This window comes from Actinomyces sp. 565 (assembly GCF_010365615.1).
Lineage (GTDB): Bacteria > Actinomycetota > Actinomycetes > Actinomycetales > Actinomycetaceae > Actinomyces.
The window spans coordinates 119,285-134,941 of sequence record NZ_PIZD01000048.1 but is presented as its reverse complement, the minus strand read 5'-3'; the positions used below and the strand labels follow the sequence as shown (position 1 = coordinate 134,941).

Genomic DNA, 15,657 nt, shown 5'->3' with positions numbered 1-15,657 from the left:
CACCACCACCCCATACAACATCGTCCGCACCATCACCTACCTCACCGACCAAGCCGAAACCACCCAAGGACACTAAAACACGCGATCTTAAACGCGTTCACCCACTCGCTTCCGGGCTGCAGTTACCCGACGCATCCAGCGTTCAGAGGTGTTCTGCCCGACATCCCGCGCCCCCGCCCATGGCGGTAGGCTGCAACCCGCCCACCCGGGCACCTGCAGAACTAATGCAGCGGAAGGAGCACACGTGCGCGTACTGGCAGCCATGTCCGGCGGAGTCGACTCCGCGGTAGCCGCCGCGCGCGCCGTCGAGGCCGGCCACGAGGTGGTCGGCGTGCACATGGCACTTACCCGCAACCGGGCCGCCACCCGCTCCGGCACCCGCGGCTGCTGCTCCATCGAGGACGCCGGCGACGCCCGCTGGGCCGCCGAGATTCTGGGCATCCCCTTCTACGTGTGGGACCTGTCGGAGGAGTTCGAGGAGCGGGTGGTCGCCGACTTCCTGTCCGAGTACCGCGCCGGCCGCACCCCCAACCCGTGCGTGCGCTGCAATGAGCGGGTCAAGTTCGACGTGCTGCTGGAGCGCGGCCTGGCCCTCGGATTCGACGCCGTCGTCACCGGCCACTACGCCCGCCTGCGCGGCGGCGCCACCGACGGCAGCCCCGGCCAGACCGGCGACCTGGAGTTGCGCCGCGCCGCCGATACGGCCAAGGACCAGTCCTACGTGCTGGCCGTATCAGGGCGCGAGGGCCTCTCCCGCGCCCTGTTCCCCCTAGGCGACGCCCCCTCCAAGGCGGCGGTGCGGGCCGAGGCGGAGCGCCGCGGCCTGCCGGTGGCGGACAAGCCCGACTCCTACGACATCTGCTTCGTCGCCGACGGCGACACCCGCGGTTTCCTGCAGCGCAGCCTCGGCGCCAAGGAGGGCAGCATCGTCTCCCCCCACGGCGAGGTGCTCGGCACCCACAGCGGCTACTTCGGCTTCACCGTCGGCCAGCGCAAGGGCCTGGGCCTGACCCGCCCGGCCGCCGACGGCCGCCCGCGCTACGTGATCGCCACCCGTCCGAGCACCAATGAGGTCGTGGTCGGCCCCGCCGAGCTGCTGCAGCGCACCGTGTTCGACGGCAAGGACCTGGTGCTGCTGGACTCCCCCGCCCCGCTCGCCGACGGCGTCGGCTGGCAGGACGTGACCGTACAGGTGCGCGCCCACGGCCGCCCGGTGCCCGCTGACGTGACCGTGGACGGCGTCGGCGGCACGCTGCACGCGGTGCTGCGCCAGCCCCTGCGCGGTCTGGCCGCCGGGCAGAGCGTCGTCGTCTATGGCGGGGAAGACGGCGACCGGGTGCTGGCCCAGGCGACAGTCGCCTAAGCCGGGCACCCGGCCACCTTGCGCCGATTAGGTTCAGCGAAATGTTCAGCGCAGGGAGGTGTGTCTCTCGATCGCGCGCACGCCCCGCACTCCGAGGACCAACGCCAGCAGCGGCCACACGGCGATGTACCCCAGCCCCAGCAGGGTCGGGTCCCCGTCGGTCCGCACCGCCTCAATGAAGTCCGGCAGCATCCATGTAATCACAATGTCTCCGGACGGAATCCCAATGCTCACCGGCACGATCAGTAGCAGCAACAACGAGAGCACCTGCGCCACCAGGTACAGCGCCACGAAACCAATCACGGGCGCGCCGAAGCCGAGGTGGTTCCAGCGCCCTTGCGCCCCGATGCTCATAATCGCGGACACGCACACGATTACGCACGCGAGTTCCACAATCACGTAGATGAAGAAACCGATCACCCAGCCGGTGCCGACGAAGGCCAGCATCTCACGCAGAGGTTGGAGCAGCTCACCGAGGCCGATTCCCTGAGCCCGCGCGGCCGCCCACACGGTCACCAACAAGCCCACTGCAGCGAAGCACATCGCCGCCAGGCCGGCCGCGAAGGCGTAGAGCACCTTGGCGGCATAAAGCGTGCGCCCGGGCGCCGGGATGCTCATGGTCAGGTAGCCGCGCGCGCCATACATGGACTGCCAGTACTCGGAGGCGGTGTGGACGAGCGCCACTGGTATGGCCAAGGCAAAGGAGACTACCGCGCCAAGCGTCCCGAATAGGCTCAAAACCGGCAAGTCCAGAAACGTGACTCCGAGGAAGGCGATCCCGAACACCGTGAAGATGCCGAGCATCTTCAGCTGGATGGGCGCCAGGAAGCGGATCTCCTCGGTGAATAATGTGCGCAGCATCAGCGGTACTCCTTCCGGAACAGGGCGTCCAGGCTCATTCCGTGTGCCTGACGCAGGTCATCGGCGTCGCCCGCCAGCAGCAGGCGGCCGTCCTTGAGGAAGACGACGGAGTCGACGATCGGCTCCACGTCGGCGATCAGGTGGGTGGAGATGACCATCAGTGACTCGGGGTCGAAGCCCCGCAGGACACCACTGAGGATCACGTCACGGGCGGCGGGGTCGACCCCGGAGATGGGCTCGTCCAGCAGGTAGACACGTGCACGCCTAGCCATGACCAGGCTGACGCGCAGCTTCTCCCCCATGCCCTTGCTCATCTCCTTCAGGCTCCGGTCACCGGGAAGGCCGAAGAACTCCACCAGCTCGCGCGCACGATCGGCGTCGAAGTCGGGGAAGAGCCGGGAGAACATCGCTATGGCCTGCTCGGGCTTGAGTCCCGAGGCCAGGAATTCGGCGTCGGGCAGGAAGGCGACCAGCGCCTTCGTCTCCGGCCCTGGAGCATGTCCGCCTACCCGTACCTGGCCGTCGTAGTCAGCCAGCAGGCCGGCCAGGATCTTCAGCAGGGTGGTCTTGCCCGAGCCGTTGGAGCCCATGAGCCCCACGATCCGGCCCGCCGGCAGGTCCAGGGTCAGGTCCATCAGTGCCGGGCGGCCGCGGTAGGCCTTGGTCACGCCGGACACAGATACCAGCGGCACTGCGCCGTCGGGGATGGGGATAGAGCTGAAGCGCGCCGCGGGCGACGCCGCCTCTAGTGGATGCTGGGTCATGAGGATTCTCCTGTGTCTGCCGAGGAAGGGCGCAGTTCCCAGCGCTCCTGCAGGAGCGCTGCGGCCTGCGGAAGATCCATGCCGACGGCGGCGAGGGCGGTGATGAAGGTGTCCGTGGCGCCGGTGGCGAGTTCCCGGCGGACGGCATCGACGACGGCGGTATCCGTGGTGACGAAGCGGCCGGCGGTCCGCTCGGTGCCGGTCAGCCCGGTGCGGTCGAGCTCGGCCAGTGCGCGTTGAACGGTGTTGGGGTTGACGCCGGATTGCGTGGCCAGTTCGCGCACGCTGGGTATCCGGGTGCCGATCGGCCAGGCGCCGGTGACGATCCGCAAGCGGAAGTCGTCGACCAGTTGCAGCCAGATCGGCCGGGAGCCGTCAAGATCCACAAGGCCTCCCTCTGTTGGGTGTACGGGTGTGCTCATGAGCGCAGCGGACAGAGGGCCGGGAGACCATCTGTATTACTGCACTAGTACAGTGACACAAGGGGCCCGCTGTGTCAACTCCGCACTGCCAGCCGCGCACCGCACATCCCGCCGGCGGGCCGGATGGCGGACGGGATACCGCCATATCGACCGATCTCAGCGAAAGAGAAGCGCCCCGGCCCGGGAGAACCGGGACGGGGCGCTGTGCCAGCGATCGCTCCGGCACGGCATCGCGTGGTGCCACGCGGCGAACTGGGTCCGGAGCGCTTGGTTATCAGCTGCGCAGGCGCGCCAGTTCCTCCACGAGCTGGGGAACCACCTGGGCCACATCGCCGACCACGCCGTAGTCGGCCATCTCGAAGATCGGAGCCTCGGAATCGTCGCTGACGGCAACGATGGTGCCGGCGCCCTGGATGCCGCTGGTGTGGTGGACGGCGCCGGACACTCCCAGTCCGATGTACAGGCGAGGCGTGATTGACGCCCCCGTCTGGCCGACCTGCGCGGAGCGCTCGATCCAGCCCTCATCGCAGGCCACGCGGGTGGCGCCGATGGCAGCCTGAAGCGGATCGGCCAGCGAGTGCACCAGCTCAAGGTCGCCGTCGGTACCGCGTCCCATCACCACCACTCGCTGGGCCTCGGACAGGTCGGGGCCCGCAGCGGCGTCGGCGACCTCGCGGGAAACGACCGTAACAGCCGTAGCCTCCGCGGACAGGGCAACCTCAAGTGCCTCCACGGCCAGCTCGACTTGGCCGTCGGCCGTCGGCGCAGGCTCGGAGGCGCCGGCGTGGACGGAAATCACCGGAGTCCTGTCCGCCTGCGCCGAGACGGTCATAGTGGTGGACCAGGTTCCCGACAGGACCAGCTTGGAGGCGCGCAGCTCATTACCGACCACCTGCAGGTCACCCACGTCCGAGGCGCAGGCCGAGCCCAGCAGGACCGCGGCCCGTCCGGCGACCTCCTTGCCCCGGTAATCGCTGCCGACCAGCGCGACGGCGGGCATGACCGCCTCGACCGCTGCGACCACTGCGTCGGCGGCAACCGCAGCCACCGCTTCGCGTCCGCCAAGGTCGGCCGCCAACAGGCGGGAAGCACCGGCAGCGGCCAGCTCCGCACAGACGGAGGTGTCAACGCTTCCCAGGACCAGGGCCACGACGTCGGCGGAGGTGAGCCCACGAGCCACCGATACCAGTCCCATGGCAGCCGGGGTGGGGTCGCCCTCCGGCGTGCGGTCGACCAGTACGACGATGGGGTCGTTCAACATGTTTTCAGGCATAGCTAGTTCGCGATTCCTTCCCTGCAAGTTTCGTGCTCGAAGCCTGTGCTCGCCCGGGGCTCACACGAGGTTGTTCTCGACCAGCCAGGCCGCCAGCTCACGCCCGGCCTCCCCGGCGTCGGTACGGATAATGCCGCCCTGGCGGGCAGGCCGCTCGGCGAAGTCGACGACGGCGATTCCCGCCTCTACGTCGGCCAGGCCGAGGTCCTCCAAGTCCCAGGTGTCCACCGGCTTCTTGCGCGCGGCACGCATGGCGGCGAAGTTGGGGTAGCGCGGCTCATTGGCCTGATCGGTAACTGACACGAGCGCGGGCAGCGGGGCGGAGAGCACCTCCCGGACGGTGCCGGTGGCGCGGGTCACAGTCGCCTCATCCGCACTGACCTCCAGCGAGCTCGCCAGGGTCAGGGCCGGGACGTGCAGTGCGGCGGCGAGCGCACCTGGGAGCATGGAGGTCATGGCGTCCAGGGAGGCCATACCGGTGATCACCAGGTCCACATCTCCCGGACCGGAGTCCACCCCGCCGAGCTTTGACACGGCGGCGGCGAGGGTGCGTGCGGTGGTGGGGACGTCCGCGCCCGCAAGCGCGGCGTCGGTGACCACGACACCGGAGTCGGCCCCCATCTGCAGGGCGCGGCGCACGCCGTCCTCGGCGTCCTCAGGTCCCATAGACAGGGCGATCACCTCACCACCCAGCTCTTCGACCAGCGCTACCGCGGCCTCGACGGCGTTCTCGTCGAGCTCGTTGAGAACGTCCTCCTCGCCGCGTACCAGGCGGCCCCCCTCCAGGCGGCGCTCGGACTGCACGTCCGGGACGTGCTTGATGCAGACGACTATTTTCATGCGCACAAGATTGCCATATCTGGGCGCCGCGACAGGTGAGCGCTCAGTCACCCCCGCCCGGGCCGCCGCCGGCGCCGACCCGCTTTCCCAACCCGCGCGCCAACTGCACCAATGCGACATACGTCCTAACTGTGCGGCCACTCCACGCAGCCTCGCCAAAGCCCGTATCGCCTATCCTCAGACACACGGGCGAGACGCCCGAGTACGGCCTGATTGGTGCCGGCACGTCAGCGTCGCCCCGGATCAACTGTCACGAGGTGGCATCGCGAAGCCCACCTGCTCGACCATAGGATTCATGCACATGCCCCCATCGCCAGAGCTGCAACCCGCCGCCCGTGCCGACTCCGACGCCTCGGACCGCACGCGCCTGGGCGCCACGCTCACCGGAGACGGCGCCGACTTCGTGGTGGTCGCGCCGCGTGCCGAGGCTGTGGACCTGTGCCTGATTCAGACCGACTCCACCGGTGCGATCACCTCGGAGCGCCGCATCGGCATGCACGGGCCCGTCCGTGGCGCGTGGAGCGCCCACGTGCCCGGAGTCCGCGCCGGTCAGCGCTACGGATATCGGGCGCACGGCCAGTGGAATCCCTCCGAGGGACTGCTGTTCAACCCGCGCAAGCTCCTGCTGGACCCGTACGCCCGCGCCATTGATGGCACTCCGCGCCTGGGGCCGGAGCTGTACGCACACGCCGTAGACGCCGAGCTGGCCCCCACCTACGTGCCCTTCCTCCCCTCCCAGCTGGACTCCGCCGGGCACACGGCCCTCGGCGTGGTCACCGGGGAGCAGTTCCCCGTAGTCCCCGGGCCCAAGGTGCCCGCCGAGCGCACGGTCATCTACGAGATGCACGTCAAGGGCTTCACCCACTCCATGCCCGGAGTGCCTCCGGAGCTACGCGGCACTTATGCGGGATTGGCGCACCCCGCCGCCGTGTCCCACCTGCGCTCGCTCGGCGTCACGACGGTGGAGCTACTGCCCGTTCACGCCGCCTTCTCCGAGGCCTTCCTCCTCCAGCGTGAGCGGACCAACTACTGGGGCTACTCAACCCTGTCGTACTTCGCGCCCGAACCGGCTTATGCGACCCGCACCGCCCGCGAGGCGGGCCCACAGGCCGTACTGGACGAGTTCCGCGGCATGGTCTCGCTACTGCATGAGGCCGGCCTGGAAGTGATCATGGACGTGGTCTACAACCACACCTGCGAGTCGGGTATGGACGGGCCCGCGCTGTCCCTGCGCGGACTGGACAACCTCGAGTACTACCTGCACGCCCCGCACCGGCCCGCCCAGTACGTGGATGTCACGGGCACCGGCAACACGGTGGACTTCCGCTCCACCCGGGCCGTGCAGCTGGTGCTGGACTCGCTGCGCTACTGGGCCGGCGACGTCGGCGTGGACGGCTTCCGCTTCGACCTGGCCGTGACGCTGGGCCGTGATGCCTCCGAGTTCCAGGCACGTCACCCGCTGCTGATCGGCATGGCCACCGACCCGGTGCTGCAAAACACCAAGCTGATCGCCGAGCCCTGGGACATCGGTCCGGGCGGCTGGCGCACCGGCGAGTTCCCGGCGCCCTTCCATGACTGGAACGACCGCTACCGCGGCACGGTGCGCTCCTTCTGGCTGCATGACGCCTCCGAGATGTCCAAGGGGCGCCCCGGCAATGACCTGCGGGACCTGGCCACGCGCCTGAGCGGTAGCGCCGACATGTTCGGATACGGCGAGTATCCGGGCGGGCGCGGTCCGCTGGCCTCCATCAACTTCGTCACCGCCCACGACGGCTTCACTCTGCGCGACCTGGTCAGCTACGACTACAAGCACAACCTGGCCAACGGCGAGGACAACCGCGACGGCACCGATGACAACCGTTCCTGGAACCACGGGTTTGAGGGACCGCTGCCGGAGGGCATGGGCGGGGGCCCCATCGAGATCCTGCGACGCCGCTCCTCCCGCAACGTGCTGGGCACCCTGCTCGTCTCCGCCGGCACGCCCATGCTGCTGGGCGGCGATGAGATGGGACGCACCCAGGACGGGAATAACAACTCCTACTGCCAGGACTCCGAGATCTCCTGGTTCGACTGGAATCTGACCACTTGGCAGCGCGACCTGATCGCCACGACGCACTTCCTGATCAGCCTGCGCGACAGCCACCCGGTGCTGCGCCCGACTTCCTTCGCCACCGGTTCCGTCCCCAGCGGCGACGCCCTGCCTGACCTGTCCTGGTTCCGCGCCAATGGTGACCCCATGGACGTGGCCGCCTGGCACGACCCCTGGACCCGGGTAGTGCAGATGCTCCGCTCGGGCACGCCCATGGACGACGCCGACCTCCTACTCGTCATCAACGGCTCCCTGGCCCAGGAGGACGTCACCCTGCCCGACGGCCACGGCACCGACTGGCACCTGATGTGGGACTCGACCTGGGCCGTGCCGCGCCCCCACACCTCGGCCTTCGCGCTGGCGCACAGAGTGAGCCGGGGTCCGGCGGCCCGCGCCCGTGCCCTCAACCCCGCCCGCGCCCGCGCCTCCCGCTCCGGCGCAACGGACTGCCGGCAGGACCGGCCCGGGGACACCACGACGCTGGATGCCCTGTCCTTGCGCATCTACCTGTCCGGGGAGCAGCTGGTCGGGTTGACCGAGGAGCGCCCGCACGCTCTGCCCGAGGAGTAGTCGTCGGCCTGCCCGGTCTAGGATGGCGGCCATGACGCAGCACGACGCGAATGCCGGTTCCCCCTCCAGCAATGCAGCCGGCGGTACGGCCGGCACGAATGCGGAGGACGCCCTGTCGCGCTCCACGGACGCGGCCTCGCTGGCCCGCTCACTTGCCCGTAGTGCCGAGATCGAGGCCGACCTCGACGTGAACCCGGGCCGCTACCGGATGCTCACGGGCGTGCGCCCGACTGGCAACATGCACCTGGGCCACTACTTCGGCACGATGCACTCCTGGAAGGGCATCCAGGACCGGGGCGTGGACACCTGGATCCTGGTAGCGGACTACCAGGTGATCACCGACCGCGACGGCGTGGGCCCGATCCGTGAGCGCGTCCTGTCACTGGTGGCGGACACCCTGGCAGTCGGCGTGGACCCGCGGCGCTCCACAATCTTCGCCCACTCCGCCGTCCCGGCCGCCAATCAGCTCATGCTGCCCTTCCTGTCCTTGGTCACCGAGTCCGAGCTGCACCGCAATCCAACCGTCAAGGCGGAGCTGGAGGCCACCGACGGGCGCGCCATGACCGGCCTCATGCTCACCTATCCGGTGCACCAGGCCGCTGACATCCTGTTCTGCCAGGCGAACCTGGTGCCGGTGGGCAAGGACCAGCTGCCCCACCTGGAGCAGGCTCGCATGATCGCCCAGCGCTTCGACAAGCGCTACGGGCGGGCGGTCAAGGAGCACCCGGTATTCCGCCGGCCGGAGGCGCTGCTGTCCCAGGCGCCACTGCTACTGGGCCTGGACGGGGAGAAGATGAGCAAGTCCCGCCACAACACCATTGAGCTGCGCATGAGCGCGGACGAGACCGCCAAGCTGCTCAAGAAGGCCAAGACGGACTCCGAGCGGCACATCACCTATGACCCCGAGGGCCGGCCGGAGGTGGCGAACCTACTCACCCTGGCCTCGTTGTGCGGGGCCGGGGACCCGCAGTCGCTGGCGGAGCGGATCGGCGACGGCGGCGCCGGCACGCTCAAGCGCATCACCACCGAGGCGGTCAACGAGTTCTTCGCCCCCATCCGCGCCCGCCGCGCCGAGCTCGCCGCCGACGAGGACTACCTGCTGCAGGTACTGGCAGACGGCAATGCCCGGGCCAACACGGTGGCCGAGCAGACCCTGCACGCGGTACGCACGGCCATGCACATGAACTACTAGGGCGCCGGTGGGCCACATGCACACGCGCAGACAGGTACGCTTGCGCTGTGACCCCTAACACGACGCCGCGCACGGCGAAGACGAAGTCAACCAGCCACGCTGCTCCCGCCGCTGCGGCGCAGCCCGCACCCGCCCAGGTGCCCCAGCCGGCACCGTATGCACCGGTGGGACGAATCCCGGTGACGGAGGTCTTCCCCGTCGTGGAGGACGGGCGCTGGCCGTCAAAGGCCGTGCCCGGCGAGGTCTTCCCCATCCGGGCGACGGTGTTCCGGGAGGGGCACGATCGCTTTGGAGCCACCGCCGTCCTGGTGCGGCCAGACGGCACCGACGGTCCCAGCGCCCGCATGTACGAGGTCGGCATCGGCCTGGATCGCTATGAGGCGCGTCTGGCGGCGGACTTCCCAGGCGACTGGGGCATCCGCGTGGAGGGGTGGTCGGACCCCTACGGCACCTGGGCCCACGATGCCGGGGTGAAGGTTCCCGCAGGCGTCGACGTGGAGCTGATGCTGGAGGAGGGCGCCCGCGTGCTTGAGCGCGCAGCCGCTGTCCCGGGCCGGGCCGAGGGTGACGCCGAGGCCCTGCTGAACGCCGCCGTCGCCCTGCGTGATGACTCCGCCTCCGCCACCGACCGGCTCTCCGCCGGGCTGTCTGCGGACGTTGCGGCAGTCCTGGACCGGCTGCCGCTGCGCGATCACGTATCTCCCTCGGCCACCTACCCGCTGCAGGTGGATCGGCAGCGGGCCCTGGCAGGCTCCTGGTACGAGATCTTCCCCCGGTCCCTGGGAGCGCATCGGGATGAGCAGGGCGTGTGGCAGACCGGCACACTGCAATCGGCCACTCAGCGACTCGGCCGCATCGCCGCCATGGGCTTTGACGTCCTCTACCTGACCCCGATCTCCCCGATCGGCACCACCAACCGTAAGGGTCGCAACAACACGCTCAACGCCCTGCCCGGGGACCCGGGTTCCCCGTACGGCATCGGCTCCCCCGAGGGCGGGCACGACGCCATCCACCCGGATCTGGGCACCTTCGACGACTTTGACGCCCTGGTGGCGCGTGCCCGGGAGCTCGGCATGGAGGTGGCCCTGGACCTGGCCCTGCAGTGCTCCCCGGACCACCCCTGGGTGACCGAGCATCCCGAGTGGTTCACCGTCCTGGCCGATGGCTCGATCGCCTACGCCGAGAACCCGCCCAAGAAGTACCAGGACATCTACCCCCTCAACTTCGATAACGATCCCGAGGGCATTTACCAGGCGATACTGGAGGTGGTACGCACCTGGATCAGCCACGGGGTGACGATCTTCCGGGTAGACAACCCGCACACCAAGCCCCTGCCCTTCTGGCAGCGTCTGATCCGCCAGGTGCGTGAGGACAACCCCGAGGTGCTGTTCCTGGCGGAGGCCTTCACCCGCCCGGCGATGATGCGCACCCTGGCAAAGATCGGCTTCCACCAGTCCTACACCTACTTCGCCTGGCGCAACACCAAGCAGGAGCTGACCGATTACCTGGTGGAGCTGTCCCAGGAGACCGCGCACGTCATGCGCCCCACCTTCTGGCCCACCACGCACGACATCCTCACGCCCTTCATGACCAACGGGAAGGTTCCCGCCTTCAAGCTGCGTGCCGTACTGGCCGCCACCATGTCCCCCACCTGGGGCATCTACTCCGGCTACGAGCTGGCCGAGTCGGTGCCGCGCCCCGGGTATGAGGAGCAGATCGACAACGAGAAGTACGAGTACAAGCAACGCGACTTCGGCGCCGCACGCGTCAACGGCATCGAGGCTCTGCTCACTGCGCTGAACGCTGCTCGTCACGCCCACCCGGCGCTCCAGCAGCTGCGGGATGTCTGGTTCCACCCCACCAGTGACGACAACCTGATCGCCTACTCCAAGCGGGTGGATGCCGCTCACTCTCCTAGCGGGAAGGACGACGTGGTGCTGACGGTGGTCAACCTGGACCCCTATGGCGCCCACGAGGGCGAGATCTACCTGAACCTGGAGCAGCTGGGCCTGCCCGGTTGGGTGGACGGTTCCCGGCCAGTGCTGCGGGTCACCGATGAGCTGACCGGCGACGTCTACGACTGGTCCGGGCAGAACTATGTGCGTTTGGACCCCTTCTCAGGCCGTGTAGCCCATGTCTTCTCAGTCGAGCCTCTGTGAGGAGCAGCTGCGCGTCCCCGGCCTGATCACAACCGGAGGGGCCCCGTGACCGTAACCGGCGTTCCCGGCCTGCCCCACCCGTGCAGCACTGGTTGGCGTCCGGTATCCGGCACGAGCGCCGTGGCGCGCTCCCCCTGGCTGACGACTCAGCGGATTACCCGGCTGACTGCTGGGCCTGCCACTCAGTCAGACGCTCGGCGTGATGCCCAGTTGGCGATCGCTGGGCCCGTGGGGCAGCCCCCTCGCGGCCGCCGGCTGCCTGCCGCCCCAAACTGTCAGGAGGACCGATGAGTCATTCGACGGCCGCCATGCCGGATACGCCGGCATGGCCCGACGACGCCTCCTTGCTCGCGGCGCTGGGGAGCTGGATGGGCCAGCGCCGCTGGTATCCGCTCAAGGGGGAACCCGCCCACGGCCCATTGCGGATGGTGGGATCCTGGAACCTGGGCGAAGGCGTACGGGACCTACTGGTGGCAGTACCCCGACGCGAGGCGGGCGCCGTGCTGGTACACGTGCCCCTGGTGCTGGAGCCTCGCGCCACACCGGGCGACTTCGCCGCCGCAGGCGAGGCCGAGGGCAACGCCGGCTTCGTCATCCCCGACTCCGAGGGCGGGTCCCTGACGCTGGTCGACGGCGCCCACCACCCCCGCTTCTGGCGGGCTTGGGCGCAGTCTGCGCTGGACGCGGGCACCACCCTCGGCGGCACCGGGGCGCAGGCGATCGCCGAGCGCGCCGACCGGCTGCGAGTCACCACCGGCCAGCAGTCCAACACCTCGGTGGTCCTGCCGTCTCCGGGCGACCACCCGGCGGCAGGAGCGGCCGATGCCGCCACCGGTGACCTGATCGTGAAGCTGTTCCGTGTGCTCTCGCCGGGACGCAACCCGGATGTGGAGGTATCAGTCGCGCTGGCGCGCGATGGCTGGGACCGCGTGCGCACCCCCGTGGCATGGACCACGCTGACTTGGTCCGATACCGCCACCGGCGCCCAGCTGACGGCGGACGCGGCCGTGGCCTGCACTTTCGTGCCCCGTGCCGAGGACGGCTTCGAGCTGTTCTGCGAGCTCGCGGGTGCCGACGACGCCGACGGTCCGCGACGAGACCGTGCGCTCACCCTGGCCCGGGACCTGGGTGACACCACCGCCCAGATGCACGCGCGCCTGGCTGCGTCGCTGGCCGGCTCTGCACCACCCGCCCCCGGCGAGCTGGCGCAGGCGCTGCGCGAGCGGGCTCATTGGGCCATGGATGAGGTACCCGAACTGGAGAACCGGCTGCCGCGGCTGCGCGACCGTGTGGAGGCGGTCCTGGCCGAGCTCTCGGCGCTGGACCGGTTGGAGGCGGCCACTCGCGTCCACGGCGACTACCACCTGGGACAGGTGCTGCACGCCGTCGACGAGGACCGCTGGTACGTACTGGACTTCGAGGGTGAACCCCTGCGGCCACTGGCCCAGCGCAGCCGCCCGGACCAGCCCCTGCGCGACGTGGCCGGCATGCTGCGCTCCTTCGACTACGCGGCCGAAGTCGGTCATGCCGCACATCCTGACTGGCTGCCGGCCGTGCGCGGCGCCTTCCTGGAGGGCTACTGGGCCGCCGTGGAAACCGCTGCGGCTGCTGCCGAGACCGCTGATCGGCCAGGCCCCGGTGCCAGGCAGACCCTGCTCAAGGCCCTCGAGCTCGACAAGGCCCTGTACGAGGCCGTCTACGAGGCCCGCAATCGTCCCGACTGGATCTCAATCCCGCTTCATGGCATCGAGGTGATGCTGAACAACTGATACCCAAGTGTCTGACGCTTCCGGCAACAGTCGCGTAAGACACATCATCCACGCCGGGTTGCACCGGTATAAAGTCCCCCCTCAGCCGGTCACCGCATGGGAGAGTGAGAACATGACCGACGTCACCAGCCCCGAGCCCGCCCCCGAATCCAACGACGCCCCGCCGCCGGATGCCACTGGCCCCGCGCCCGTCCCGGTAGACCCCTGGGTCCTAGCGGATGTCGCCTATGCGCGGTACCACAACCCGCATGAGGTGCTCGGCGCCCATGTGGGCGCCGAAGGCGTAACCATCCGCACCGTGCGCCACCTCGCCGACGCCGTCGTCGTGGTCACCGGGGAGGGTTCCTTCCCCGCCCGGCATGAGCAGGACGGCGTGTGGGTCGCCGTCGTGCCCGGGGACACCATTCCGGACTACCGGATCAAGGTGACCTACGGGGAGGAGACCATCACCGTCGACGACCCCTACCGCTTCCTGCCGACTCTCGGCGAGATGGACACCTACCTCATCTCCGAGGGGCGCCACGAGGAGCTGTGGGAGGTGCTGGGCGCGCACGTCAAGCGCTACTCCGGCTCCATGGGGGACGTCGAGGGGGTCGCCTTCGCGGTGTGGGCGCCCAACGCCCGGGCCGTGCGCGTGGTGGGCGACTTCAACTACTGGGACGGCACCGCCTCCGCCATGCGCTCCCTGGGCGCCTCCGGCGTGTGGGAGCTGTTCATCCCCGGTGTGGGCGTGGGCGCCCGCTACAAGTTCGAGCTGTGCTTCCAGGACGGCTCCTGGCACCAGAAGGCCGACCCCATGGCGCGTGCCACCGAGGTGCCGCCCGCCACCGCATCCGTGGTCACCGACCGCTTCCACGAGTGGAACGACGAGGAGTGGATGTCCCGCCGCGCGGTCACCGACCCGCACTCCGGGCCGATGAGCGTGTACGAGGTACACATCGGCTCCTGGCGGCAGGGCCTGGGCTACCGGGGCCTGGCCGACGAGCTGGTCCCCTACGTCAAGGACGCCGGCTTCACCCACGTGGAGTTCATGCCCGTGGCCGAACACCCCTTCGGCGGCTCCTGGGGCTACCAGGTCTCCGGCTACTACGCCCCCACCGCGAGATTCGGAACCCCGGACGACTTCAGGTACCTGGTGGACCAGCTGCACCAGGCCGGCATCGGCGTCATCCTGGACTGGGTGCCCGCCCACTTCCCCAAGGACGAGTGGGCGCTGGCGCGCTTCGACGGAACCGCCCTGTACGAGGACCCGGACCCGCAGCGCGGCGAGCACCCTGACTGGGGCACCTACGTGTTCAACTTCGGCCGCAACGAGGTGCGCAACTTCCTAGTGGCCAACGCCCTGTACTGGCTGGGCGAGTTCCACATCGACGGCCTGCGCGTGGATGCTGTCGCCTCCATGCTCTACCTGGACTACTCCCGCGAGGAGGGCCAGTGGCACCCCAACCAGTTCGGCGGCCGGGAGAACCTGGAGGCGATCAACTTCCTTCAGGAGGCAACCGCCACGGCCTACCGGAAGAACCCCGGTACGGTCATGATCGCCGAGGAGTCCACCGCCTGGCCGGGCGTGACCGCTCCCACCGAGTACGGCGGCCTGGGATTCGGCCTGAAGTGGAACATGGGGTGGATGAACGACACCCTGCGCTACCTGGCCGAGGAGCCCATTAACCGCCGCTACCACCACGGGGAGCTGACCTTCTCCCTGGTGTATGCCTTCTCCGAGCAGTTCATCCTGCCGCTCAGCCACGACGAGGTCGTGCACGGCAAGGGCTCCCTGCTGTCCAAGATGCCGGGTGACGCCTGGCAGGAGCTGGCGGGTCTACGCGCGCTGTACGCCTACCAGTGGTCCCACCCCGGCAAGCAGCTGCTGTTCATGGGGCAGGAGTTCGGGCAGGGCGCCGAGTGGAACTCGGAGAACTCCCTGGACTGGTGGATCCTGGACGATCCGGGCCACACCGGCCTGCTGCGTCTGGTCAGCGACCTTAACGCCTTCTACAAGGACTCCCCCGCACTGTGGTCCGATGACTTCTCCCACCGCGGCTTCGAGTGGATCGAGGCGGGCGACGGCGACCACAACGTCCTGTCCTACCTGCGCAAGGGCACAGGTCCGGACGGGCGCTCGGACCTGGTGGCGGTGATCGTCAACTTCGCCGGCACCCCGCACGAGGGCTACCGGGTGGGCCTGCCTTTCGCGGGCGGCTGGGAAGAGGTCATCAACACCGACGCCCCCGAGTACGGCGGCTCCGGCGTGGGCAACCTCGGGCACGTCGAGGCCGAGGAACTGCCCTGGAACGGCCGCCCCGCCTCGGTGCGGCTGCGGGTCCCCCCGATGGGTGCCATCTTCCTGCGGCCGTC

11 protein-coding genes are annotated in these 15,657 nt (G+C 69.2%); 6 read left to right on the top strand and 5 right to left on the bottom strand.

Annotated elements, in window-relative coordinates:
* Window positions 1-244: 244 nt before the first annotated feature.
* On the top strand, window positions 245-1,363 hold the full coding sequence (mnmA, locus tag GZ997_RS07580; RefSeq protein WP_162679458.1) for a tRNA 2-thiouridine(34) synthase MnmA: 1,119 nt from the start codon (window positions 245-247) through the stop codon (window positions 1,361-1,363).
* A 45-nt stretch (window positions 1,364-1,408) separates the two neighbouring features.
* Here mnmA and GZ997_RS07575 read toward each other — a convergent pair whose 3' ends face one another.
* The 5 genes from GZ997_RS07575 to GZ997_RS07555 form a co-directional block, all read right to left on the bottom strand.
* Complete coding sequence (locus GZ997_RS07575) at window positions 1,409-2,224, bottom strand: hypothetical protein (protein ID WP_162679457.1); 816 nt, start codon at window positions 2,222-2,224, stop codon at window positions 1,409-1,411.
* Window positions 2,224-2,988, bottom strand: coding sequence for an ABC transporter ATP-binding protein (locus GZ997_RS07570; RefSeq protein WP_162679456.1), 765 nt, complete (start codon window positions 2,986-2,988; stop codon window positions 2,224-2,226). The genes GZ997_RS07575 and GZ997_RS07570 overlap by 1 nt, the downstream gene beginning before the upstream one ends.
* Entirely contained in the window at window positions 2,985-3,374 is a 390-nt protein-coding gene (locus GZ997_RS07565; RefSeq protein ID WP_161925298.1) for a GntR family transcriptional regulator, read from the bottom strand. Before GZ997_RS07565 ends, GZ997_RS07570 begins: the two co-directional genes overlap by 4 nt.
* Window positions 3,375-3,684: 310 nt before the next feature.
* On the bottom strand, window positions 3,685-4,683 hold the full coding sequence (locus GZ997_RS07560; RefSeq protein WP_162679455.1) for an electron transfer flavoprotein subunit alpha/FixB family protein: 999 nt from the start codon (window positions 4,681-4,683) through the stop codon (window positions 3,685-3,687).
* Window positions 4,684-4,743: 60 nt separating this feature from the next.
* Window positions 4,744-5,523, bottom strand: coding sequence for an electron transfer flavoprotein subunit beta/FixA family protein (locus GZ997_RS07555; protein WP_162679454.1), 780 nt, complete (start codon window positions 5,521-5,523; stop codon window positions 4,744-4,746).
* A gap of 301 nt (window positions 5,524-5,824) precedes the next feature.
* Here GZ997_RS07555 and glgX point away from each other — a divergent pair, with 301 nt between their 5' ends.
* From glgX to glgB, 5 genes are all read left to right on the top strand, one after another.
* On the top strand, window positions 5,825-8,182 hold the full coding sequence (gene glgX / locus GZ997_RS07550; RefSeq protein WP_162679453.1) for a glycogen debranching protein GlgX: 2,358 nt from the start codon (window positions 5,825-5,827) through the stop codon (window positions 8,180-8,182).
* A 31-nt stretch (window positions 8,183-8,213) separates the two neighbouring features.
* Entirely contained in the window at window positions 8,214-9,374 is a 1,161-nt protein-coding gene (gene trpS, locus GZ997_RS07545; RefSeq protein ID WP_161923865.1) for a tryptophan--tRNA ligase, read from the top strand.
* 137 nt (window positions 9,375-9,511) lie between these two features.
* Complete coding sequence (locus GZ997_RS07540) at window positions 9,512-11,533, top strand: alpha-1,4-glucan--maltose-1-phosphate maltosyltransferase (RefSeq protein ID WP_308807222.1); 2,022 nt, start codon at window positions 9,512-9,514, stop codon at window positions 11,531-11,533.
* Between the two features lie 287 nt (window positions 11,534-11,820).
* Window positions 11,821-13,302, top strand: coding sequence for a 1,4-alpha-glucan branching protein (locus GZ997_RS07535; protein WP_238994338.1), 1,482 nt, complete (start codon window positions 11,821-11,823; stop codon window positions 13,300-13,302).
* A 112-nt stretch (window positions 13,303-13,414) separates the two neighbouring features.
* Window positions 13,415-15,657, top strand: a 2,243-nt coding sequence (gene glgB, locus GZ997_RS07530) for a 1,4-alpha-glucan branching protein GlgB (protein ID WP_162679473.1), incomplete at its 3' end; no start/stop codon positions are given.